Consider the following 21,133-nt stretch of genomic DNA (forward strand, 5'->3'; position numbering starts at 1 on the left):
CCCTCGCAAGGGTGCGCGGGCCGGGCCCTGCACACCGTGGGGGAGGGGGAGTAACGATGCATGGTCGAACAGTCGCGGTAAGAGATGCCTCTCCTCTTGCAATCCCTGGGCCAGCGGCGCTGCCATGGAAAATCAAGGGTTTACACCATCGTGGGTAAAATAGACCCATATCAATTTGGGTAAAAAACACCTTTAAAGGGTTTTTATGACCATTGTTGAGGCATCGCATGCGGCCGCCACCTCTGCCCTGCTGCTGTGCGCCGACCTGGGGGCCGAGCTGCCCCAGGCCGTGCGCCTGCAGCGCTTGGTGGACCTGCTGCGCACGCAGTTCGGCTGCGGGGCCGTGGCCCTGCTGCGACTGGAGGAGGAGCGTCTGCGCCCCGTGGCCGTCACCGGGCTGGTGAGCGACGCCCTGGGCCGGCGTTTTGCCGTAGGCCAGCACCCACGGCTGGCGGCCATCCTCACGCGGCGCGAGGTGACCTGCTTCGAGCACGACAGCCAGTTGCCCGACCCCTACGACGGCCTGCTCGACACCCTGGTGGGCGAGCCGCTGCCCGTGCACGACTGCATGGGCGTGGCCCTGCACGTGGAGGGGCGGCCCTGGGGCGTGCTCACGCTGGATGCCCTGGCCACCGGCACTTTCGGACCCGCCGCGCGCCAGCGGCTGGGCCAGTGGGTGCCGCTGGTGGAGGCCGTGGTGCGCGTGGCGCGGCTGGAGCAGGAACTGCGCACCCTGCGCATGGCCGCGACCGGCCCGGCCGAAGGCGACCTGGCCCTGGCGACGCCCGAGCGCGGCGGCGCCGGCGAGCTGGAGATCGTGGGCGAGAGCCCGGCGCTCAAGCGGCTGCTGCATGAGCTGAGCGTGGTGGCCGCGTCCGAGCTGCCCGTGCTGCTGCTGGGCGAGACCGGCGTGGGCAAGGAGCTGTTCGCGCGGCTGCTGCACCACCAGTCGCCGCGGCGCGCGCGACCGCTGGTGCATGTGAACTGCGCGGCGTTGCCCGAGTCGCTGGCCGAGAGCGAGCTGTTCGGCCACGTGCGCGGCGCGTTCTCGGGCGCGGTGAGTGACCGCGCGGGCCGCTTCGAGGCCGCCGAGGGCGGCACGCTGTTTCTGGACGAGGTGGGGGAGCTGCCCCTGTCCGTGCAGGCCAAGCTGTTGCGCACGCTGCAAAACGGCGAGATCCAGCGCCTGGGCGCCGACCGCCCGCGCAGCGTGCACGTGCGCGTGATTGCGGCGACCAACCGCAACCTGCGCGAGCAGGTGGCCAGCGGGGCCTTCCGCGCCGACCTGTACCACCGCCTCTCGGTCTACCCCGTGCCCATTCCCCCGCTGCGCGAGCGGGGCAACGACGTGCTGGTGCTGGCCGGCCGCTTTTTGGAGCTCAACCGCGCCCGCCTGGGGCTGCGCAGCCTGCGCCTGTCGCCTGACGCGCAGGCCGCGCTGCGCCGCTACCGCTGGCCGGGCAACGTGCGCGAGTTGGAACACGTGATCAGCCGCGCCGCGCTCAAGGCCCTGAGCCGCGGCGTGGACCGCAACGAGATCGTCACGCTGGAGGCCGGCCTGCTGGACCTGGACGCGCTGGACGAACCCGTGCCCACGCCCCGCAGCGATGCCCCCATGGCACCCGTGGCAGGCGGCGCCTTGTCGTTGGCCGCGCCCACGGGCACGCTGCGTGACGCGGTGGATGCCTGCCAGCGCCAGGTCCTGAATGCCGCTCTGGTGGCGCATGGCGGCAACTGGGCGCAGGCCGCGCGTACGCTGGACGTGGACCCCAGCAACCTGCACAAGCTCGCGCGGCGGCTGGGCCTCAAGGGATGAGGCTCCGCGCAGGGTTTTGAAACAAAATCGCCTCTAGCGCTTATCCAGCAAGCGGTAGAAGCTATTAATTGAGTAGCAAAAAGCCTCCCCTCGGGAGGCCGCCACCGTTGGCGCGGGGCTCGCGCTCTGCGACACTGGGGCGCCATGGCCTCCTCCATCGACCCGCCCCGTCCGCCGCTGGCACCCGCCGTGCGCGTGCTGGCCGAGGCTGCGCTGCAGCGGCAGAACTGGCTGCTGGCCGCGCCGGCAGCGCCCACCCCGGCGGGCGCCGCGCCAGCAGGCTCCGCGCCGACCGACGCTCCCCCTGTGCCGTTCTCACCAAACCTGCTGCCGACGGCGCGGCCCCCCATGCCTGCCGTGCCGGCAGGCCGTGAGCGGGTAAGCCTTTCCGATCTGGCACGCCAGGGCCTGCAGGCGATGGCTGGCGGCGCGGTTGCACCGTCCAGGGCAGCGGCCGCATCCCACGGGCCGGCGGCTCTTTCCGCCGATGCCGTGGCGGACGAGGGCGCTTCTGCGCGCGCCGCGGCCATCCCTGCGCCGTGGCCTGCCCAGGGTGTGGGGGCGCCGCTGCTGCGGCTGTTGAATACGCTGGTGCAGCAACTCGGCCCGGCAGGCGGCGCGGCGCCGCGTGTGCTGGCGGCCCAGCCGTGGCCCGCCGGCACCGACCCGGCGGCTGGCGGCACCGGACTGCCGGCTTTGCAGATTGCGCGCGTGGCGCAAGGCATGGTGTACACGCCCGACGGTGCGCGCGGCTTCACGCTCACGCTGCGCCTGCCTGCTGCCGCAATGCCTGCGCTGCCGTCTGCGCCCACCGCGCCAGCGGCCCTGTCGGTGGGCTTTGCCGGACCGCCACAGGCGCTGGCGCCCGGCCTGTTCGCGCTGGTGCTGCAAGGCCCGGGCGCCGCGGGCCAGCGCACCAGCGGGTGGCTGTCGCTGGACCTGGCGCCGGCACCCGGTGCGGCCGCCGTGGTGTACGGGCGCGACCCGCTGCAGGCGCGCACCGACCCCTGGCTGGCCCTGGCCGCGCTGCAGGCCAGCGGCCAGTCGCGTGTGCAAGAACACGACCGTGCGGCCGAGCCCCCCTGCAGCGCGCCCGGCTGCCCCTACGAAGGCCGCGCACCCTGCGTGCAGCCCTTCTGCCTGGCGCTGCGCGTGCAGCCGGCGCCGCTTGCGGCACCGACGGGGCCTGGCTAGGGCGAAACACCCGATTCCCTTGCCATCGCGACCGCGCCAGCATGGCGCACGACCGTAACCCTTGCCCTCTGGAGTCTTGCCCATGGCCGTCAGCGTTTTCGACTTGTTCAAGATCGGCATCGGGCCGTCCAGTTCGCACACCGTGGGGCCCATGCGCGCTGCGCGGCTGTTCGCGCAGCGGCTGGCGCGCGAGGGGGTGCTGGCGCAGGTGGCGCGCGTGCGCAGCACGCTCTACGGCTCGCTGGGCGCCACGGGGCGCGGGCACGCGAGCGACCGCGCTGTGCTGCTGGGCCTGGCCGGCCATGCGCCGGACACCGTGGAGGTGGACGCCATCGAGCCGCTCATCGCCCGCATCCGCAGCCGGCGCCGCCTGCCGCTGGCCGACGGCCCCGAAGTGGCATTCGACGAGGCGGCCGACCTGCTGCTGGTACCCGACGTCACGCTGCCACTGCACGCCAACGGCATGCGTTTCGAGGCTTTCGATGCGGCGGGCGGCACGCTGGCCGCGCAGGTGTACTACTCGGTGGGCGGCGGCTTCATCGTGAGCGAGGAGGCGGCCGCTGACGCACAGCGCCAGGCCGCCATCGCGCCCGACACCGAGGTGCTGCCGCTGCCCTTTCACAGTGGCGAACAGCTGCTGGCGCAGGCCGCGGCGCAGGGCGGATCGATCGCGCAGGTGATGCGCGTGAACGAACGCCACTGGCGCACCGACGCCGAGATCGACGCCGGCCTGCTCACCATCTGGCGCGCCATGCAGGACTGCGTGGCGCGCGGCTGCAGCGTGGGCGGCGTGCTGCCCGGCGGCTTCCAGGTGCGCCGGCGTGCGCCCGCGCTGCACCAGGCGCTGCAGAACGCGCCCGACACCCAGCAGGACCCGCTGCAGGTGATCGACTGGGTGAACCTGTTCGCCCTGGCAGTGAACGAGGAGAACGCCGCCGGCGGGCGCGTGGTCACGGCCCCCACCAATGGCGCGGCGGGCATCGTGCCAGCAGTGCTGCATTACTACTGGCGCTTCATTCCCGGCGCTACCGAGGCTGGCGTGGTCGACTTCCTGCTCACGGCTGGCGCCATCGGCATCCTGTACAAGGAGAACGCCTCCATCTCGGGCGCCGAGGTCGGTTGCCAGGGCGAGGTGGGGGTGGCCTGCTCCATGGCCGCGGCGGGCCTGTGCGCCGTGCTGGGCGGCACGCCCGCGCAGGTGGAGAACGCCGCCGAGATCGGCATGGAGCACCACCTGGGCCTGACCTGCGACCCGGTGGGCGGGCTGGTGCAGATCCCGTGCATCGAGCGCAACGCCCTGGCTTCGGTGAAGGCCATCAACGCCGCGCGCATGGCGCTGCATGGCGACGGGACGCACCATGTGAGCCTGGACCAGGTCATCAAGACCATGCGCGAGACCGGCGCGGACATGATGACCAAGTACAAGGAGACTTCGCGCGGCGGCCTCGCGGTGAACATCGTGGAGTGCTGACGCGCTACGACCCGTAGCGCCCTGTTTCCCATACCTTTTCGCTTTCCATCTGGCCCGCATGCACAACCCCGCTTCGCCCACCGATACCCTCCTGCCCGCCCTGGCGCGGCCCGCCATCCAGAGCCTGGGCGAATCGCTGATCCGCGAAGTCGCCAACACCGGCATGGGGCGCGCGGACGTGCTGCCCTTCTGGTTCGGCGAGTCCGACCAGCCCACGCCGCAGTTCATCCGGGATGCGGCGGCGCAGTCGCTCGGTTCGGGCGAGACCTTCTATTCGCAGAATCTGGGCCGGCCCTACCTGCGCGAGGCCATCGCGCAATATCTGTCGGACCTGCACGGACGCGAGGTGTCCGCCCAGCGCATCGGCGCTGTGGCTTCGGGCGATACCGGGCTGATGCTTACCTGCCAGATGCTGCTGTCGCCGGGCGACCGCGTGGTGGCCGTCACGCCGCTGTGGCCCAACCTGCTGGAGATGCCGCGCATCCTGGGCGCGCAGGTTGAACGCGTGCCACTGGCGGTGCGGGGCGGGCGCTGGACGCTTGCGCTGGATCGGCTGCTGGATGCGCTCACGCCGGGCACGCGCATGCTCATCCTCAATTCACCCAACAACCCCACAGGCTGGACCATCGATGAGGAAAGCCTGGTGGCGATCCTCGCGCACTGCCGCCGCCATGGCATCTGGATCCTGAGCGACGACGTGTACGAGCGTCTGGTATACGACCCGCAGCTGGCCAGCGCACCTTCTTTCCTGCGCCACTACGCACCGGGCGACCGCATCATCTCGGTCAACAGTTGTTCCAAGGCGTGGTGCATGACGGGTTGGCGCGCGGGTTGGATGGTGGTGCCCGAGGCGCTGGAGGCCGACCTGGGCAAGGTCATCGAATACAACTTCTCGTGCATCTTCGAGCCCGTGCAGCGCGCCGCAACGGTGGCTTTACAGCAGGGCGAGGCGCATGTGGCGCAGCTGCGCGCGGGCCTCGTGGAAAGCCGCCGGCTGCTGGTGCAAGCGCTGCGTGCCGTGCCGGGTGTGGAAGTGCCCGATGCCGGCGGGGCGATGTACGTGTTCTTCCGCCTGGCGGGCTTTGACGACTCCCTGGCGCTTGCCAAACATCTGGTGAGCGAGGCCGGCTTGGGCCTGGCGCCGGGCGCGGCCTTCGGCCCCGAGGGTGAAGGCTGGCTGCGCTGGTGCCACGCGGTGTCCGACGGGGCCAGACTGCGTGAGGGCGTGGAGCGTCTTGCGCGATTCGTGCAGCGTGCCACGGCTTGACAGGCGTGTGCGGCCGGCGGCCGCAGTCACCACGTGTACACGCGTCCCCGCCGTCCTTTCAACCTGCCTAAGCATGGGTTGCTGAATCACGAAGCGTGTCTCCCATGAAACCCTGAGCCGTCGCCGTCAGCCTGCCCTTATCGTGTGGTGAACCCCATTGCACACGACAAGGACACGACATGCCCCTGCGCCGCCATCTGCTTGCCCTCTGCCTGACCGCCCTTCCGCTGGCCACCTGGGCTGCCTGGCCCGAGCGTCCCATCACCATCGTCGTGCCAGCCGCTGCGGGCGGCACCACCGACATCGCGGCGCGCGTGCTGGCCGAGAAGATGGCCAAGGACCTGGGCACTTCCATCGTCGTGGAGAACAAGGGTGGCGGCGGCGGCAGCATCGGCACCGCGCAGGTGGCGCGCGCGAAGCCCGACGGCTACACGCTGCTCATGGGCAACATCGGCCCGGTGGCGATCAACTTCAGCCTCTACAAGCAGCTCAGCTACAAGGAAAGCGACCTGCGCGGCATCACCAACGTGATCTCCGTGCCCAACATCCTCGTAGTCCATGCCGACTCCCCCGTGCGCAGTGCGCAGGAGCTGGTCAGCCTGGCGAAGACGCGCCGCCTCAATGTGTCCACCTCGGGCGTGGGGCAGTCCCCCCACATGTCCTCGGAGATGTTCCGTCAGAAGTCCGGTATCGAAGTGACCCTGGTGCCTTATCCCGGCGCGGCGCCTGCCGTCACGGCGCTGCTGGGGCAGCAGGTGGATTTCATGATCGACAACCTGCCCAGCTCCATGCCGCACATCAAGGCCGGCAAGTTCCGCGCGCTGGCCATCACCAGCGCCGAGCGCTCGGCGCAACTGCCTGATGTGCCGACCATGGCCGAGGCCGGCGTGCCCATGCAGGTCACGGCCTGGTTCGGCCTGCTGGCGCCGACCGGCACGCCCGATGCGGTGGTCGAGCGCCTGCAGCAATCGGCGCGCAAGGCCATGCAAACGCCCGAGGTGCGCCAGCGCTTTGCCGAACTGGGCGGCGTGCCCGGTGGCGAGACGCCGGCCGAGTACGACGCCTTCATCGCCCAGGAACGCAAGAGCTGGGCACAGATCGTCAAGGCGGCGGGCCTGTCCCTCGAATAACCAGGGCGGGGCACGCGCCCCGTCTTTTCACTGCTCTCCCATTCCATGCATCCAGACATCGAACACCTGCTGGCCCAGCCCTTCGGCTCGCTGCCCGAACTGATTGAACGCCAGGCCGCGCACCGCCCTGGCCACGCCGCCCTGGTCCTAGAGGGCCAGCGGCTGGACTACGCCGCGCTGCACGCCGGCATGGACCGCGTGGCGCGCAGCCTGCAGCGTGACGGCATGCAACCCGGCGATGTGGTGGCCATCTGCGCAGGCACCTCGGTCGAATATGTGCTGGCCTACCTGGGCGCTCTGCGCGCCGGCGTGGCCGTGGCGCCGCTGGCGCCTTCGGCCACGGCCGAGCACCTGAGCGCCATGCTGGACAACTGCGGCGCGCGCCTGGTGCTGCGCGACCGCGAGGTGGCCGCGCAATGGCCGCTGCATGCGGGCGCTGCGCTGCGTTGCGTGGCCCTGGACGATGCGCCCGAAGCGGGCGATCCCTGGTCGCAATGGCTGGTCCAGGGCGACGGCGCACCGGCACCGATCACGCCCGCGCCCGACTGGCCGTTCAACGTGATCTATTCCTCGGGCACCACGGGTGTGCCCAAGGGCATCGTGCAGTCCTGGGCCATGCGCTGGGCGCATGTGCGGCGCGCAGTCACCAACGGCTACGGGCCCGATGCCGTCTCGCTGTGCGCCACGCCGCTGTATTCCAACACCACGCTGGTGGCGGCGCTGCCCACGCTGGCGCTGGGCGGCACGCTGGTGCTGATGCGCAAGTTCGATGCCACGCGCTATCTGGCGCTGGCCCAGCAGCACGGCGCTACCCACACCATGCTGGTGCCCGTGCAGTACCAGCGCCTGATGGCCTGCCCGGATTTCGACCGCACGGACTTGAGCCGGCTGCAACACAAGTTCTGCACCAGCGCGCCCTTCAGTGCCGCGCTCAAGGCCGAGGTGCTGCGGCGCTGGCCGGGCCGGCTCATCGAGTACTACGGCATGACCGAAGGCGGCGTGCGCTGCGAACTGCACTGCCATGACTTTCCGCACAAGCTGCACACCGTGGGCCGCCCGGGTGAGGGCGCCGCCATCCGGTTTATCGACGAGCAGGGGCGCGAACTGCCTGCGGGCGAGCAGGGCGAGATCGTCGGCCGCTCGGCTGGGATGATGAGCGGCTACTACCGCCTGCCGGACAAGACGCGCGAGGCCGAGTGGTTCGATGCGGAAGGCCGGCGCTACATCCGCAGCGGCGACGTGGGCCGGCTGGACGCGGACGGCTTCATCGTGCTGGGCGACCGCAAGAAGGACATGATCATCACGGGCGGCTTCAACGTCTACCCGAGCGACATCGAGGCTGTGCTGTGCCAGCACCCGCAGGTGGCCGAGTGCGCCGTGGTCGGCGTGCCCTCCGAGCAGTGGGGCGAAACACCCGTGGCCTATGTGGTGGGGCGCTCGGGCTCACAGCACACCGCAGAAGAATTGCGCGAATGGCTCAACACCCGCGTGGGCAAGACCCAGCGCGTGGCCGACCTGCGGCTGGTCGAGCGCCTGCCGCGCAGCGAGATCGGCAAGGTGCTCAAGCGCACGCTGCGCGAGCAGTACCTGCAAGCGGCGCCCATCGCCGGCTGACTTTCCTCTCACCACCCGGAGACTGCCATGTCACTGCCTCGTCCCTCGCGGCTGCGCCGCGCCTTGCTCGCCAGCATGGCCCTGACCGCCAGCGCCCTGCTGGCGCCCGTTGCCTACGCCGCGGACGCCTGGCCCGCCAAGCCGATCCAGCTCGTGATTCCCTACCCGCCTGGTGGCAGCGCCGACCTGCTGGGGCGCCCCTTGGCGATGCAGTTGCAGCAGCAGCTGGGCCAGCCCGTGGTGCTGGAGTACAAACCCGGGGCGGGCGGCACACTGGCCTCGCAGTATGTGGCGCGGGCCAAGCCCGATGGCTACACCGTGTTCATGGTGCTGGCCGCGCATGCCATCAACGACAGCCTCTACCCCAAGCTGCCCTACGACACGCGCAAGGACTTCGCCCCCGTGTCGCTGGTGGCCAACCTGCCCATGGTGGTGGCGGCCAGCGGCAAGCTGCCTGCAAAAAACATCCATGAACTGATCCAGGCCGCCAAGGCTGCGCCGGGCAAGCTCACCTTTGGCTCGGCCGGCAACGGCAACACCGGGCACCTCGCGGCGGAATACTTCAGCAGCATCGCCGGGGTCAAGATGACGCACGTGCCCTACAAAGGCAGCGCCGGCGTGGTCAACGCCATGCTGGCGGGTGACATCGACCTCACGTTCGACAGCATCTCCACCTCCATGCCGCACATCCGCAGCGGGCGCATGCATGCGCTGGCCGTCACCAGCCCACAGCGCTCGGCCCTGGCGCCCGAGGTCCCGACGGTGCAGGAGCAGGGCATTGCCGGCTTTGACGTGACCGGCTGGTATGCGCTGATCGCGCCAGCCGGCACGCCACCCGAGAACACCCAGCGCCTGAGCCGCGAGATCGCCGCCGCGCTGCGCCAGCCCCAGCTGCAATCCCAACTGGCCGCCGGCGGCTACGAGCCCGTGGGCTCCACCCCCGAGGCGCTGCAGGCGCACATCGAGCGCGAGATCACGCGCTGGGCCGCCGTGGTCAAGTCCACGGGGGCAAGAGTGGATTGACACCCCCTGAGCCGCTGCGCCGCTTCCCCCGCTCGCGGTTGCGCCGGCGCGGCGCGGCCGGCATAGGCCGCTTGCGCGGCCGCCCGTGCCTGGGCCCTGCCGTGCGGGTGCACCATGAACCACTGACAATCCCCTTCATGCAACAACCGTCTTCCATCACCGCCGACATTCCCCTGAGCCCCTTCGCCGGCGAAGCCCCCGACATGTTCTTTGGCCTGCCCATGGCCATGGCCCGCGCCATGGCGCTGCGCGGTGAGCGCATCGGCCACGACATGGCCCAGGTGCGCATGCGTTTCCAGGCGGACCAGGCCAACAGCCGCGGCGAGGTCCACGGCGGATCGATCGCTACGCTGCTGGACTGCACGCTGGCTGCGGCCGCGCGCGCGCACGACCCGGCTGCCTATGGCGTGGCCACCATCGACCTGACGCTGCATTACGTCGCCGCGGGCACGGGCGATCTGATTGCCACCGCGCGCTGCGAGCGGCGCGGCCGCTCCATCAGCTTCGTGCGCGGCGAAGTGCGCGCCGAGGACGGCACGCTGGTGGCCATGGCGACGGGCAGCTTCAAGCTGATCGCCCGCTCCACTGCATCCGCCAGCGCCTAGGCGCCAGCGGGGCTGCTCAGCTGGGTTGGACGCCTGCAGCTTGCAGCAGGCGGCCCCAGACAGGGGCTTCCTGGGCCCACAGGCGGGCGAACTTCTCGGGCGTGTCGTCGTCCACCGGTACGAAGCCGGCGGCGATGATGCGCGCCAGGCCCTCGCGGCTGGCCACGGCGTGGTTGGCGGCCTGGGCCCATTGCCGCGCCACGTCGGCCGGCATGGCTTTGGGGCCGGCAATCGCCAACCAACCCACAATCGACAGCGCATCCTGTGGGTAGCCGGCCTCGGTGAAGGTGGGCACCTCGGGTAGCAGCGGCACGCGACGCGGGCCGGTCACGGCCAGCGCGCGCAGCTTGCCCGCGTCGACGTGCGCCTTGAGCGACAGCAGGCTGCCCATGCCGATCTTGATCTGTCCGCCCAGCAGGTCCTGCACCATCGGCGCCTCACCTTTGTAGGCCACATGCGTCATGTCGGCGCCGGCCACCTCGCTGAGCGTGGTGCAGGCCAGTTGGCCGTGCGATCCGATGCCGTAGGAGCCATAGGTCAGCTTGCCCTTCTGGGAGCGGATCCAGGCCATGAAGTCCTGCAGGTTCTGCGCCGGCGTGTCGGCGGTGACCACCAGGGCGATCGGCGCCAGGCACACGCGCACCAGCGGGGTCAGCTCGGTCAGCGGGTCGTAGGGCGTTTTCTTGTACAGGTACTTGTTGGTCAGCATCGACGAGGTGGTGCCCAGCAGCGCCGTCATGCCGTCGGGCGGCGCCTTGGCGACCGTCTCGCCGGCAATCAGGCCGGCCGCGCCGGGCTTGTTGTCCACCACCACCGACTGGCCAAAGCGCTGCGCCATGCGCTCGCCCAGTATGCGGGCGATCACGTCGGTGGCGCCGCCAGCGGCAAAGGGCACCACCACCCGCACGGGGCGGGTGGCGAAGCCGGCGGGCGCGGCCTGCGCCCGTGCGCCCAACGGGCCTGCCGCCGCGGTTGCGGCGGCCAGGGCCAGCAGGTGGCGCCGGTTCCATCCAAGGGGGTGGGCTTCGTGTTTCATCGCGCGTCTCCTTTGCCTGTATGGCATCTCAGTTATCCATAGCGCTACGCACCGCCCGCAGCCCACGCAACCGGTGCACCCCAAGCCAGGGCCGCCACCAAGCAAGGGCCTATGCCGGCCTATGCCTGCGCCGCGCCGAGCCGCCCCGCAGCGAGGGCTGCGTCCCCTGCCCGCATGGCAGCAATGCGAGAGCGGGGGGCAGGCGCGAAGCGACTCGGGGGGCGTCGTTTCATCTCAGTCCATCGAGATCTTGGCGGCCTCGGCCACGGCCTTCCAGTGGGCAGCGTCCTTGTCGATCTGGGCCTTGAAGTCGTCGGGCAGGGACCCCACGGGGATCAGGCCCATCTCGGTCAGACGCTTGTTCAGCTCGGGCGACTTGACGATGGAACTCACCTCGCTGCCCAGCTTGTCCACGATGGCCTTGGGCGTGGTGGCGGGCACGAACATGCCGAACCAGCCGTTGGCTTCCAGGCCGGGGTAGCCGGCTTCGGTCATGGTGGGCACCTGGGGCAGGGCCGGGTGGCGCTGTGCGCCGGTGATGGCCAGGATGTTGATCTTGTCCGACTTGATGTGCGGGTAGGCGGCCGTGGCGTCCACGAAGGCCAGCGACAGTTGCCCGCCCAGCATGGCCGCCATCTCGGGGCCCGAGCCCTGGTAGGGAATGTGCGTGATGTCGATGCCGGCCTTTTGCTTGAAGCGCTCGCCGTTCATGTGCGACGAGGTGGCGTTGCCGTAGCTGCCGAAGTTGAGCGTGCCGGGGGCTGCCTTGGCCTTGTCCACGAACTGCTGCAGCGTGGTCACGCCCGAACTGCGCGGCACCATCAGCAGGTCGGCCGACTTGGCCACCTGCGACACCGGGGCCAGGTCGCTGAGCTTGTAGGGCACCTTCTTGTACAGCGCCGGGATCTGCACAACGGTGGTGATGCCCATGAGCACCGTGTAGCCGTCGCCGGGCGCCTTGGCCACGGTGTCGTTGCCCAGGATGCCGCTGGCCCCGGGCTTGTTTTCCACCACCACGGCCTGGCCCAGGCGCTGGGACAGCTGCGTGCCGATCAGTCGGGCAATGATGTCTGTGCCGCCGCCGGCCGGATAGGGCACGATGACGCGGATGGGTTTGCTCGGGTAATGGTCCTGCGCCTGTGCGGCGCCCACGCCGCACGTGGCGGCCAGGGCGATCAGGGGTAGCCATTGGCCCAGGGTCTTGCGCCGGGTGAATGCCATGGTGTTGTCTCCTTGGGTTTTATGTGGAAAGGGAATGGCTCGTGCTACAGCGTGCGGGCGATGATTTCCTTCATGATCTCGTCGCTGCCGCCGTAGATGCGGCCGATGCGGGCATCGGTCCAGGCGCGGCCCACCTGGTATTCGGTCATGTAGCCGTAGCCGCCGTGCAGTTGCAGGAACTCGTCGAGCAGCTTGTTCTGCAGCGCCGTCGCGTTGAGCTTGACCATGGCGGCGCGCTCGGGCGTCAGCTTGCGCTGCATGTGCAGCTTCATGCATTCGTCGACGAAGGTGCGCAGCATGGTGGCCTGCGCCTTGGCCTCGGCCAGCTTGAAGCGCGTGTTCTGAAACTCGAACACGGTCTGGCCGAAGGCCTTGCGCTCGCGCGTGTAGTCGATGGTCTTTTGCAGGAAGGACTCGATGCAGCGGGCCGCGCGCACCGCCACCACCAGGCGCTCCTGGGCCAGCTCCTGCATCAGGTACTTGAAGCCCATGTTCTCCTCGCCCAGCAGGTTGCCCACGGGCACCTTCACGTTGTCAAAGAACAGCTCGGAGGTGTCCTGCCCCATCAGGCCGATCTTTTCCAGCTTGCGGCCCTTGCTGAAACCCGGCGTGCCGTCTTCCACCACGATCAGCGACACGCCCTTGGCACCCAGGTCGGGCGCGGTCTTGCAGACCACGATCACGATCTCGGAGTTGATGCCGTTGGTGATGAAGGTCTTGGCACCGTTGATGACGTAGTGGTCGCCTTCGCTGCTCTTGACCAGTTTGGCGGTGGTGCGCACCGACTTCAGGTCGCTGCCCGCGCCGGGCTCGGTCATGGCAATGGCGCCGATCAATTCGCCGGCGGCCATCTTGGGCAGCCAGCGGTCGTGCTGCTCCTGGTTGCCGTAGGCGTAGATGTAGGGCGCCACGATGTCCGAGTGCAGCGGAAAGCCCAGCGCCGTGGCGTTGGTGCGGCCCACTTCCTCGATCAACACGGCCGCATGGCCGAAGTCACCGCCGCTGCCGTAGGGCTCGGGCAGCATGGTGTTGAGCAGCCCTTCGCGACCGGCCTTGCGCCACACTTCCTTGGGCACGATGCCGTTGCGCTCCCAGTCGGCCAGGTGCGGCACGATTTCCTTGTCGAAGAAGTGGCGCACGGCGTCACGGAACTGTTCATGGTCTTCACGGAAAACGGTGCGCTGGATCAGGTCTTGCATGGTCGGTGTCTCAGGGTCTAAATGTCTAAATGGGCTTTAGCGCTTATCTGGTAAGCGCTAGTAGCTATGGTTTCAGGAGTCCCGCAGGGCAAAACCCGCCTGCGGCTCGTCACGAAAGCGCTCCTTCAGCTTGCGGCGCAGCAGCTTGCCGGTCTCCAGGCGCGGCAGCGCATCGACGAACACCACGCGCTGGGGCAGCTTCATGCGCGCCAACACCTCGGCCGCCTGGGCGGCAATGGCGCGTGCCGTGTCCAGCGAGGCCTGCGCGCCGTGGCGCAGCACCACGGCCGCCAGGGGCTGCTCGCCGAAGTCGGGGTGGGGCACGCCCACCACCGCCACCTCGTACACGTCGGGGTGGCGCAGCAGGGCGTTCTCGATCTCCTGTGGGTACAGGTTGACGCCCCCCGAGAGGATCAGGTCCGCGCGCCGGTCGCTTAAGTAAAGGTAGCCCTCGGCATCCACATGGCCGATGTCGCCATAGGTGATCCAGCCACGCTCGTTGATGGCCTGGCGCGTCTTCTCCTCGTCGTTGAGGTAGCTGAACTGTCCGCCGCCCGAGAAGTACACCTGTCCGATCTCGCCCGCGGGCAACTCCTGCCCGTCGTCGCCCACGATGTGCAGCCGGCCCGTGGTGGGGCGGCCCACCGAGCCGGGGCGCTGGCGCCACTCGGCCGAGTTGATCATCGTCGTGCCGCAGCCCTCGGAGCCCGCGTAGTACTCCATGAGGATGTCGCCCCACCAGTCGAGCATGGCGTGCTTCACATCCACGGGGCAGGGCGCGGCGGCGTGGATGGCCACGCGGTGGCTGGACAGGTCGTAGCGCCGACGCACGGCCCCGGGCAGCTTGAGCATGCGGCCGAACATGGTGGGCACCCACTGGCTGTGGGTGACGCGGTAGCGCTCGATGAGGGCCAGGGCGGTCTCGGCGTCAAAGCGCTCCATGATCACGGCCTGCCCGCCCAGCTCCAGCACGCGCAGCGTGTAGCGCAGCGGCGCAGCGTGGTACAGCGGCGCGGGCGAGAGGTACACGGTCTCTTCGCCCATGCCCATGATGCGCGCCGTGCCCAGCGCCTCGGGGTCGGTCTGGCCGCGCAGGTGGGCGGGCCACAGGGGCTTGAGCACGCCCTTGGGCCGGCCCGTGGTGCCCGAGGAATACAGCAGATCGCGCCCCAGCGGTCGGTCGGCGAAGTCCGCAGGCGGCCCCTGCAGGGCGTCGAGCGCGGCCTGTAGCGATGGGGCCTGCACCGACGTGACTTGCGCAGGGGCCTCGTCCACCGTCCAGCAGGGCAGGGGATGGTGGGCCTGCAACTCGGCCAGCTGGGGCAGGGTCTTGGCGGACGCCACCACCAGCCGCGCGCCACAGTCCTGCACGATGTAGGCCACCTCGGCCGGTGTCAGGTGCGTGCTGAGCACGGCGGCATATAGGCCGGCCTGCCGGGCTGCCAGCGCCAGCGCCAGGATCTCGACGCGGTTTTCCAGCACCACCGCGAAGCGCTCGCCCGCCTGCAGGCCCTGGGTGTGGAGCCACTGCGCCATCGCCATGGCGCGTTGCGCCACTTCGCCGGCGGTGAAGCGCGCGCCTGTCTCGGCCATGACCAGTACCACCCGGTCGGGAGCTGCCGCCGCGCGGCCAAAGAAATCCTGCATACCTGTCACCCGTTGCTCCTCGGTGCGCCGCCATGGGGACTGGAGTCACCCAAAAATGCGAAATGCATGTCTCACAAAAATGTTGTGTGAGACGATTTTTTCAGGCGTACCGACCAAAACACATCGGGTAAACACGGTCTTCAACACATTCAAACCGGCTGGAAATCATTTTTAATGGATCATTTGTCTCATAAACACCTGGAGTCAGTATGAATATTCCCGTCATCGTCGATGCCATCCGCAGCCCCATGGCCCGGGCCAAGCCCGATGGCGCACTGGCCGAGGTGCATCCCGTGGACCTGCTCTCGCAGGTGCTGGAGCAACTGGTCGCCCGTAACCAGTTGGATCCCGGCACGGTGGACGACGTGATCTGCGGCTGCGTGAGCCAAGCCGGCGAGCAGGCGGGCACGCCCGGGCGCCTGGCCTGGCTGGCCGCGGGCCTGCCTGCGCACGTGCCCTCCACCACCATCGACCGCAAGTGCGGCTCCAGCCAGCAGGCCGTGCACTTCGCGGCGCAGGCCATCATGGCGGGCACGCAGGACATCGTGATCGCCTGCGGCGTCGAGTCCATGAGCCGCGTGCCCATGGGCAGCTCGCGCATGGGCAAGAACACCACCGGCCCGCGCTTTGACGCCCGCTACGCCCCCGGCCTCGTGGGGCAGGGTGTCTCGGCCGACCTGGTGGCCGCCCAATGGGGCCTGGACCGCACCGCGCTGGACACCTATGCCGCGCGCTCGCACCAGCGTGCCCACGCGGCGCAGTCCAGCGGAGGCTTTGCGCGCGAGATCGTGGGCATCGACACCCCTGCCGGCCGCGTGACGGCAGACGAGACCATCCGCGCCGGCACCACGGTGGACAAGCTCGCCGGCCTGAAGGCCGTGTTCGAGAACGAGGAGCTGTCCGCGCGGTTCCCGCAGATCCAGTGGGCCACCACGGCCGGCAACGCCTCCCAGATGACCGACGGCGCCAGCGCCATGCTCATCATGAGCGAGCAGCGTGCCCAGCAGCTGGGCCTGCGTCCCCGTGCGCGCTTCGTGGCCTTCGACGTGGTGGGCGACGACCCGCTGTACATGCTCACCGCGCCCATCCCGGCCACGCAGCGCGTGCTGGCCAAGGCCGGGATGAAGCTCGACGACATCCACCACTACGAGATCAACGAGGCCTTCGCCTCCGTGCCCCTGGCCTGGCAGAAGGAGCTGAAGGCCGACGGCGAGCGCCTGAACCCGCGCGGCGGTGCCATCGCCCTGGGCCACCCGCTGGGCGCCTCGGGCATACGCCTCATGACCACCATGCTGCACGCCCTGGAAGACAGTGGCCAGCGCTACGGCCTGCAGTCCATGTGCGAGGCCGGGGGCATGGCCAACGCCACCATCATCGAACGTCTGTAACTATTGATTTGATAGCTGCTAGCGCTTGATGGACGAGCGCTAGAGACCAAAAAGGGGAAGAATCCATGAAGCTGCAACAAGGAATGACCGCCCTCGTCACGGGCGGGGTCTCGGGCCTGGGCGAGGCCTCGGCCATCGCGCTGCTGGAGCGTGGCCTGAACGTGGTGGCCGTGGACCTGAACGACGAGCGCGGCCAGGCCATGGAGCAGCAGTACGCCGGCCGCCTGCGCTATGTGAAGGCCGATGTGTCCGACGAAGGCCAGATGCAGCAGGCCATCGCCGCGGCCGAGGCGTTCGGCAACTTCCGCGCGCTGGTGCACTGCGCGGGCATCGGCGGCCCGGTGCGCCTGATCGAAAAGGACGGCAGCCCCGGCTCGCTGGAGAAGTACATCAACATCATCCGCGTGAACCAGATCGGCACCTTCAACACGCTGCGCCTGGCGGCCGTTGCCATGGCCAAGAACGAGCCGATCGACGGCGAGCGCGGCGCTTGCGTGCTCACCGCGTCGGTGGCGGGTTACGAGGGGCAGATCGGCCAGATTCCCTATGCGTCGTCCAAGGCCGGCGTGATCGGCATGACCATCGTGGCGGCGCGCGACCTGGCCTCCAAGTTCATCCGCGTGTGCACCATCGCCCCGGGCCTGTTCGACACGCCCATCCTGGCCAAGCTGCCCGAGAACGTGCGCCAGTCCCTGGGCGCATCGGTGCCCAACCCCGCGCGCTTGGGCCACCCCAGCGAGTACGCGATGACGGCGCTGCACATCCTGGAGAACCCCATGCTCAACGGCGAAACCATCCGCCTCGATGGGGCCATCCGCATGCAGCCTAGGTGATCAGGACACCCCCCTGAGCGGCTGCGCCGCTTCCCCCCGCTCTCGCTTCGCTGCGCTACGCGGGCAGGGGGACGCAGCCCTCGCTGCGGGGCGGCCCTTGCTCGGCTGCCCGGGCCTCAGGTCGCGCCGGTTGCATGCAGTGTGGGCCATGCAGCGCGATCAAGAACTGAAAGGAATTTGTGATGGCATCCACGGTATGGGTCGAAGTGCGCGGCAACGTGCTGGTCATGACGCTGAGCAACCCTGAGGCGCGCAACGCCGCCACGCTGGAGATGGCCGAGGCCATGGCGGCGGCGCTGGACGAGTTGGACCGCAACCCCGCGCTGCAGGTGGGCGTCATCACCGGCGCGGGCGGCACGTTCTGCGCCGGCATGGACCTGAAGGGCTTTCTGCAGGGCAAGCGCCCCAGCCTGCCGGGGCGGGGCTTCCTGGGCCTCACGCAGCAGCCCCCGCGCAAGCCGCTGATTGCGGCGGTGGAGGGCTATGCCCTGGCCGGCGGCTTTGAAACCGTGCTGGCCTGCGACCTGATCGTCGCCGCCAAGACGGCCCAATTCGGCCTTCCCGAGGTCAAGCGCGGCTTGGCCGCTGCCGCCGGCGGGCTGCTGCGCCTGCCCAGGCGCCTGCCCTACCACGTGGCCATGGAAGCCATCCTCACGGGCGACATGTTCAGCGCCGAGCGCGCGCAGGCCTATGGCCTGATCAACCGCCTGGTCGAGCCCGGCCAGGCGTTGGAAGCGGCCCTGGAGCTGGCCCAGGCCGTGGCCGCCAACGGGCCGCTGGCCCTGATCGCCAGCAAGCGCGTGGCGCAGGAGTCGGCCGACTGGTCGCAGGCCGAGATGTTCGAGCGCCAGGCTGCCATCACCGCGCCGGTATTCGCCTCGCAGGACGCGCGCGAGGGCGCTGCGGCCTTTGCCGAGAAGCGCGCACCCGTGTGGAAAGGCGTTTGAGGAAAAAGAGGCGCTAACGCCCGTCCATCAAGCGCAAACAGCTATTTAATTCATAGCAAAAGAGCGGCCGTGGCGCCGCAAGAACCCCAGGAGTCAAACCATGCCTTTTTCTCACCGCCGCCACGCGCTGCGCCTGGCGGGCGCCAGCGCCCTGCTGGGCCTGGCCGCCCTGACGGCGTCGCAGCCCGCGCGGGCCGACGCCGCGTGGCCCACACGCCCCATCACCTTCGTCGTGCCCGGCGCGGCCGGCGGCACCACCGACACGCCTGTGCGCTTCATGGCGCAAAAGCTCAGCGAGCGGCTGGGCCAGCCCATCGTGGTGGACAACAAGCCCGGCGCGGGCGGCTCGCTGGGCAGCAGCCTCGTGGCGCGCGCGCCGGCCGACGGTTACACCGTGCTGGTGGGCAACACTGGCTCCAACGCCATCAACTACACCGCCTATCAGAAGCTCCCCTACAAGGCGGAGGACTTCGTGGCGCTGACCGACATGATCTCGTTCGCCAACGTGCTGGTCGTGCCGGTGAAATCGCCCATCAAGAGCCTGAAGGAGCTTGTCACCACGGCCAAGCGCGAGCCGGGCAAGCTGGCCTTTTCGTCCGCGGGCGTGGGCCAGACCACGCACCTGATGGGCGAGCTGCTGCGTCAGAGCGCGGGGGTGGACGTGGTGCATGTGCCCTACAAGGGCTCGGCGCCTGCCACCATGGCCATCGTGGCCGGCGAGACCCAGTTCATGTTCGACAACCTCACGGGGTCGCTGGGCCATGTGAAGGATGGCAAGCTGCGCGCGCTGGCCGTGACCGGCGCCACGCGCGAGCCCGAGCTGCCCGACGTGCCCACCATGACCGAGCTGGGCATGAAGGACTTCGACAAGGTAGGCTGGATGGGCTTCTTCGTGCCCGCCAAAACGCCGCCGGCCGTCGTCAAGAAGCTCACCGACAACCTCGTCGCCGTGCTGCAGGACCCGGCCGTGGTCCAGCGCTACCGCGAGCTGGGCGGCCGCCCCGGGGGCATGGCGAGCGAGCAGTTCTCGAAGATCGTGGAGCGCGACCGGCAGGACTGGGGCGACTTGATCCGCAGCCAGAAGCTGCAGCTGGACTGAAAGGAGGGCGCCATGGCTGAGTCCTCCTCCTTCGCAGGCCGCCACGTCTTCGTGGCCGGCGGCACCAGCGGCATCAACCTCGGCATCGCCCAGGTGTTTGCACGCGCGGGTGCCCACGTGGTGGTCATGAGCCGCTCGCCCGACAAGGTGCAGCAGGCGGCCGAAGGCCTGCGCGCGCTGGGTGCGCAGGCGCTGGGCATCAGTGCCGACGTGCGCGACCCCGCTGCGGTGGACGCCGCGCTGCGCCAGGCGCATGCGCAGTTCGGTGACATCGACGTGCTGATCTCCGGCGCAGCGGGCAACTTCATCGCGCCCGCGGCCGACCTGTCGCCCAACGGCTTCAAGACCGTGATCGACATCGACCTGAACGGCAGCTTCCACGTGCTGCGCCTGGCATACCCGATGCTCAAGAAACCGGGCGCCAGCGTCATCAACATCTCGGCGCCGCAGGGCGTGAACCCCACCATGTACCAGGTGCACGCCTGCGCCGCCAAGGCCGGCATCGACATGATGACGCGCGTGCTGGCCATGGAATGGGGCGAGGTGGGCGTGCGCGTGAACGCCATCGCGCCCGGCCCGATCGGTGACACCGAGGGCATGCGGCGCCTGGCGCCCACGCCCGAGGCGCTGGCGAATGCCGTGGCCACCGTGCCGCTGCAGCGCATGGGCACGCTCGATGACATTGCGAACATGGCGCTGTTCCTCTCGTCGCCGCAGGCGGGCTACGTGACGGGCGCCGTCATCCCGGTGGACGGCGGATCGTCGCTGCGCGGCGGGCGCGACATGCGCGCGTCGTACGTGCCGCGGAGCGCGGCATGAGCCAGGTATACGAGCGCATCGTTTTCGAGGTGCAGGACGGCGTGGCCACGCTGACCCTGAGCAACCCCACCAAGCGCAACGCCTTCGACCCCGCCATGCGCGTGGAGATGGCCGCGGTGGTGCGCCAGGTGCAGGCCGACCCGGCCATCCGCGCGCTGGTGCTGACGGGCGCGGGCGCGCATTTCTGCTCGGGCGGCGACCTCTCCAACATCGCCGCCAGCGGGCTGGACAACGGCGGCTGGCGCCAGCGCCTGAGCAGCCTGCACGACTGGCTCAAGGACCTGATGCTGCTGGACAAGCCGGTGATTGCTGCCGTCGATGGCGCGGCCTATGGCGCGGGCTTCAGCCTGGCGCTGGCGGCGGACTTCATCATCGCCAGCACCCGCGCGCGCTTTGCCATGTCGTTCATCCGCGTGGGCGTGGTGCCGGACTGCGCGGCGTTCTACACCCTGCCGCGCGTGGTCGGCGTGCAGCGTGCGCGAGAGCTCATGCTATCGGGCCGCGAGGTGCAGGCCGAGGAGGCGCTGCGCCTGGGCATTGCCACCGAACTGGCCGAGCCCGAGGCGCTGCAGGCCCGCGCCCAGGCGATTGCGCGCAGCTTCGTGGGCGCATCGCCCGTGGCGCTGAGCCTGATCAAGCGCTCGCTCGCGCTGGCCGCGAGCGACCTGCCGTCGTTGCTGGAGCAGGAGGCCAACGCCCAGGCTCTGGCCATGGGCACGCCCGAGCACCGCGAGGCCGTGCGCTGCTTCCTGGAGAAAAGGCCGATGCCCTTCCAGTGGCCGCAGACCTGACTTTGAAACAGGTGAAAATCTCAAGCTTTTTGA

General features: G+C 69.5%; 18 protein-coding genes. 14 read left to right on the forward strand and 4 right to left on the reverse strand.

The annotated features are described in order from the left end of the window. The first annotated feature begins 205 nt into the window (after positions 1–205). The 8 genes from norR (at position 206) to PCQ86_RS01030 (ending at position 10,120) form a co-directional block, all read left to right on the forward strand. Positions 206–1,816 (forward strand): nitric oxide reductase transcriptional regulator NorR, encoded by a 1,611-nt coding sequence (norR, locus tag PCQ86_RS00995; RefSeq protein ID WP_270174644.1) that lies wholly within the window; start codon positions 206–208, stop codon positions 1,814–1,816. Between the two features lie 144 nt (positions 1,817–1,960). Further along, positions 1,961–3,010: a hypothetical protein gene (locus tag PCQ86_RS01000; protein ID WP_270174645.1), complete on the forward strand. Its 1,050-nt coding sequence runs from the start codon at positions 1,961–1,963 to the stop codon at positions 3,008–3,010. A gap of 82 nt (positions 3,011–3,092) precedes the next feature. Continuing rightward, complete coding sequence (locus tag PCQ86_RS01005; RefSeq protein WP_103736913.1) at positions 3,093–4,481, forward strand: L-serine ammonia-lyase; 1,389 nt, start codon at positions 3,093–3,095, stop codon at positions 4,479–4,481. Positions 4,482–4,539: 58 nt separating this feature from the next. Next, entirely contained in the window at positions 4,540–5,748 is a 1,209-nt protein-coding gene (locus PCQ86_RS01010) for a pyridoxal phosphate-dependent aminotransferase (RefSeq protein ID WP_270174646.1), read from the forward strand. A gap of 179 nt (positions 5,749–5,927) precedes the next feature. Then, the gene (locus PCQ86_RS01015; protein ID WP_012655220.1) at positions 5,928–6,878 is read left to right on the forward strand and encodes a Bug family tripartite tricarboxylate transporter substrate binding protein; all 951 of its coding nucleotides are present in this window, start codon (positions 5,928–5,930) and stop codon (positions 6,876–6,878) included. Positions 6,879–6,923: 45 nt separating this feature from the next. Then, positions 6,924–8,492: a class I adenylate-forming enzyme family protein gene (locus PCQ86_RS01020; protein ID WP_270174647.1), complete on the forward strand. Its 1,569-nt coding sequence runs from the start codon at positions 6,924–6,926 to the stop codon at positions 8,490–8,492. A gap of 27 nt (positions 8,493–8,519) precedes the next feature. Beyond that, positions 8,520–9,515 (forward strand): Bug family tripartite tricarboxylate transporter substrate binding protein, encoded by a 996-nt coding sequence (locus PCQ86_RS01025; protein WP_270174648.1) that lies wholly within the window; start codon positions 8,520–8,522, stop codon positions 9,513–9,515. A 137-nt stretch (positions 9,516–9,652) separates the two neighbouring features. Further along, positions 9,653–10,120 carry a PaaI family thioesterase gene (locus PCQ86_RS01030; protein ID WP_012655223.1) on the forward strand — a complete coding sequence of 156 codons (468 nt, stop codon included), beginning with the start codon at positions 9,653–9,655 and terminating at the stop codon, positions 10,118–10,120. 16 nt (positions 10,121–10,136) lie between these two features. Here PCQ86_RS01030 and PCQ86_RS01035 read toward each other — a convergent pair whose 3' ends face one another. The 4 genes from PCQ86_RS01035 to PCQ86_RS01050 all read right to left on the reverse strand — a co-directional run bounded on the left by PCQ86_RS01035 (position 10,137) and on the right by PCQ86_RS01050 (position 15,223). After that, positions 10,137–11,156, reverse strand: coding sequence for a Bug family tripartite tricarboxylate transporter substrate binding protein (locus PCQ86_RS01035; protein ID WP_270174649.1), 1,020 nt, complete (start codon positions 11,154–11,156; stop codon positions 10,137–10,139). A 234-nt stretch (positions 11,157–11,390) separates the two neighbouring features. Beyond that, a complete protein-coding gene (locus PCQ86_RS01040; protein ID WP_012655225.1) occupies positions 11,391–12,377 on the reverse strand; it encodes a Bug family tripartite tricarboxylate transporter substrate binding protein in 987 nt (328 codons plus the stop codon). Between the two features lie 44 nt (positions 12,378–12,421). Then, positions 12,422–13,576 (reverse strand): acyl-CoA dehydrogenase family protein, encoded by a 1,155-nt coding sequence (locus PCQ86_RS01045; RefSeq protein ID WP_270174650.1) that lies wholly within the window; start codon positions 13,574–13,576, stop codon positions 12,422–12,424. A 72-nt stretch (positions 13,577–13,648) separates the two neighbouring features. Further along, positions 13,649–15,223 (reverse strand): AMP-binding protein, encoded by a 1,575-nt coding sequence (locus tag PCQ86_RS01050; RefSeq protein ID WP_270175470.1) that lies wholly within the window; start codon positions 15,221–15,223, stop codon positions 13,649–13,651. A gap of 209 nt (positions 15,224–15,432) precedes the next feature. Between PCQ86_RS01050 and PCQ86_RS01055 the strand changes: the two genes are divergently transcribed. The 6 genes from PCQ86_RS01055 to PCQ86_RS01080 all read left to right on the forward strand — a co-directional run bounded on the left by PCQ86_RS01055 (position 15,433) and on the right by PCQ86_RS01080 (position 21,100). Next, the gene (locus PCQ86_RS01055) at positions 15,433–16,611 is read left to right on the forward strand and encodes a thiolase family protein (RefSeq protein WP_270174651.1); all 1,179 of its coding nucleotides are present in this window, start codon (positions 15,433–15,435) and stop codon (positions 16,609–16,611) included. A 65-nt stretch (positions 16,612–16,676) separates the two neighbouring features. Beyond that, a complete protein-coding gene (locus PCQ86_RS01060) occupies positions 16,677–17,444 on the forward strand; it encodes an SDR family NAD(P)-dependent oxidoreductase (protein ID WP_270174652.1) in 768 nt (255 codons plus the stop codon). A gap of 182 nt (positions 17,445–17,626) precedes the next feature. Then, the gene (locus PCQ86_RS01065) at positions 17,627–18,391 is read left to right on the forward strand and encodes a crotonase/enoyl-CoA hydratase family protein (RefSeq protein WP_270174653.1); all 765 of its coding nucleotides are present in this window, start codon (positions 17,627–17,629) and stop codon (positions 18,389–18,391) included. A 100-nt stretch (positions 18,392–18,491) separates the two neighbouring features. Next, a complete protein-coding gene (locus PCQ86_RS01070; RefSeq protein WP_270174654.1) occupies positions 18,492–19,490 on the forward strand; it encodes a Bug family tripartite tricarboxylate transporter substrate binding protein in 999 nt (332 codons plus the stop codon). A gap of 12 nt (positions 19,491–19,502) precedes the next feature. Beyond that, positions 19,503–20,309, forward strand: a complete 807-nt coding sequence (locus PCQ86_RS01075) for an SDR family oxidoreductase (protein ID WP_270174655.1) — start codon at positions 19,503–19,505, stop codon at positions 20,307–20,309. Beyond that, entirely contained in the window at positions 20,306–21,100 is a 795-nt protein-coding gene (locus tag PCQ86_RS01080; RefSeq protein ID WP_270174656.1) for an enoyl-CoA hydratase/isomerase family protein, read from the forward strand. The genes PCQ86_RS01075 and PCQ86_RS01080 overlap by 4 nt, the downstream gene beginning before the upstream one ends. Positions 21,101–21,133 lie beyond the last annotated feature (33 nt).

Source organism: Diaphorobacter sp. ED-3 (assembly GCF_027625375.1).
GTDB classification, from domain to species: Bacteria; Pseudomonadota; Gammaproteobacteria; order Burkholderiales; family Burkholderiaceae_C; genus Diaphorobacter; species Diaphorobacter nitroreducens.

Bases quoted from the DNA above. Each gene is read 5' to 3' on its own strand.
- PCQ86_RS01005 (WP_103736913.1), top strand. From the start codon at position 3,093: ATGGCCGTCAGCGTTTTCGACTTGTTCAAGATCGGCATCGGGCCGTCC.
- PCQ86_RS01075 (WP_270174655.1), top strand. From the start codon at position 19,503: ATGGCTGAGTCCTCCTCCTTCGCAGGCCGCCACGTCTTCGTGGCCGGC.
- PCQ86_RS01045 (WP_270174650.1), bottom strand. From the start codon at position 13,576: ATGCAAGACCTGATCCAGCGCACCGTTTTCCGTGAAGACCATGAACAG.
- PCQ86_RS01080 (WP_270174656.1), top strand. From the start codon at position 20,306: ATGAGCCAGGTATACGAGCGCATCGTTTTCGAGGTGCAGGACGGCGTG.
- PCQ86_RS01025 (WP_270174648.1), top strand. From the start codon at position 8,520: ATGTCACTGCCTCGTCCCTCGCGGCTGCGCCGCGCCTTGCTCGCCAGC.
- PCQ86_RS01035 (WP_270174649.1), bottom strand. From the start codon at position 11,156: ATGAAACACGAAGCCCACCCCCTTGGATGGAACCGGCGCCACCTGCTG.
- PCQ86_RS01070 (WP_270174654.1), top strand. From the start codon at position 18,492: ATGCCTTTTTCTCACCGCCGCCACGCGCTGCGCCTGGCGGGCGCCAGC.
- PCQ86_RS01060 (WP_270174652.1), top strand. From the start codon at position 16,677: ATGAAGCTGCAACAAGGAATGACCGCCCTCGTCACGGGCGGGGTCTCG.
- PCQ86_RS01020 (WP_270174647.1), top strand. From the start codon at position 6,924: ATGCATCCAGACATCGAACACCTGCTGGCCCAGCCCTTCGGCTCGCTG.
- PCQ86_RS01000 (WP_270174645.1), top strand. From the start codon at position 1,961: ATGGCCTCCTCCATCGACCCGCCCCGTCCGCCGCTGGCACCCGCCGTG.
- PCQ86_RS01050 (WP_270175470.1), bottom strand. From the start codon at position 15,223: ATGCAGGATTTCTTTGGCCGCGCGGCGGCAGCTCCCGACCGGGTGGTA.
- PCQ86_RS01010 (WP_270174646.1), top strand. From the start codon at position 4,540: ATGCACAACCCCGCTTCGCCCACCGATACCCTCCTGCCCGCCCTGGCG.
- norR (WP_270174644.1), top strand. From the start codon at position 206: ATGACCATTGTTGAGGCATCGCATGCGGCCGCCACCTCTGCCCTGCTG.
- PCQ86_RS01055 (WP_270174651.1), top strand. From the start codon at position 15,433: ATGAATATTCCCGTCATCGTCGATGCCATCCGCAGCCCCATGGCCCGG.
- PCQ86_RS01015 (WP_012655220.1), top strand. From the start codon at position 5,928: ATGCCCCTGCGCCGCCATCTGCTTGCCCTCTGCCTGACCGCCCTTCCG.
- PCQ86_RS01040 (WP_012655225.1), bottom strand. From the start codon at position 12,377: ATGGCATTCACCCGGCGCAAGACCCTGGGCCAATGGCTACCCCTGATC.
- PCQ86_RS01030 (WP_012655223.1), top strand. From the start codon at position 9,653: ATGCAACAACCGTCTTCCATCACCGCCGACATTCCCCTGAGCCCCTTC.
- PCQ86_RS01065 (WP_270174653.1), top strand. From the start codon at position 17,627: ATGGCATCCACGGTATGGGTCGAAGTGCGCGGCAACGTGCTGGTCATG.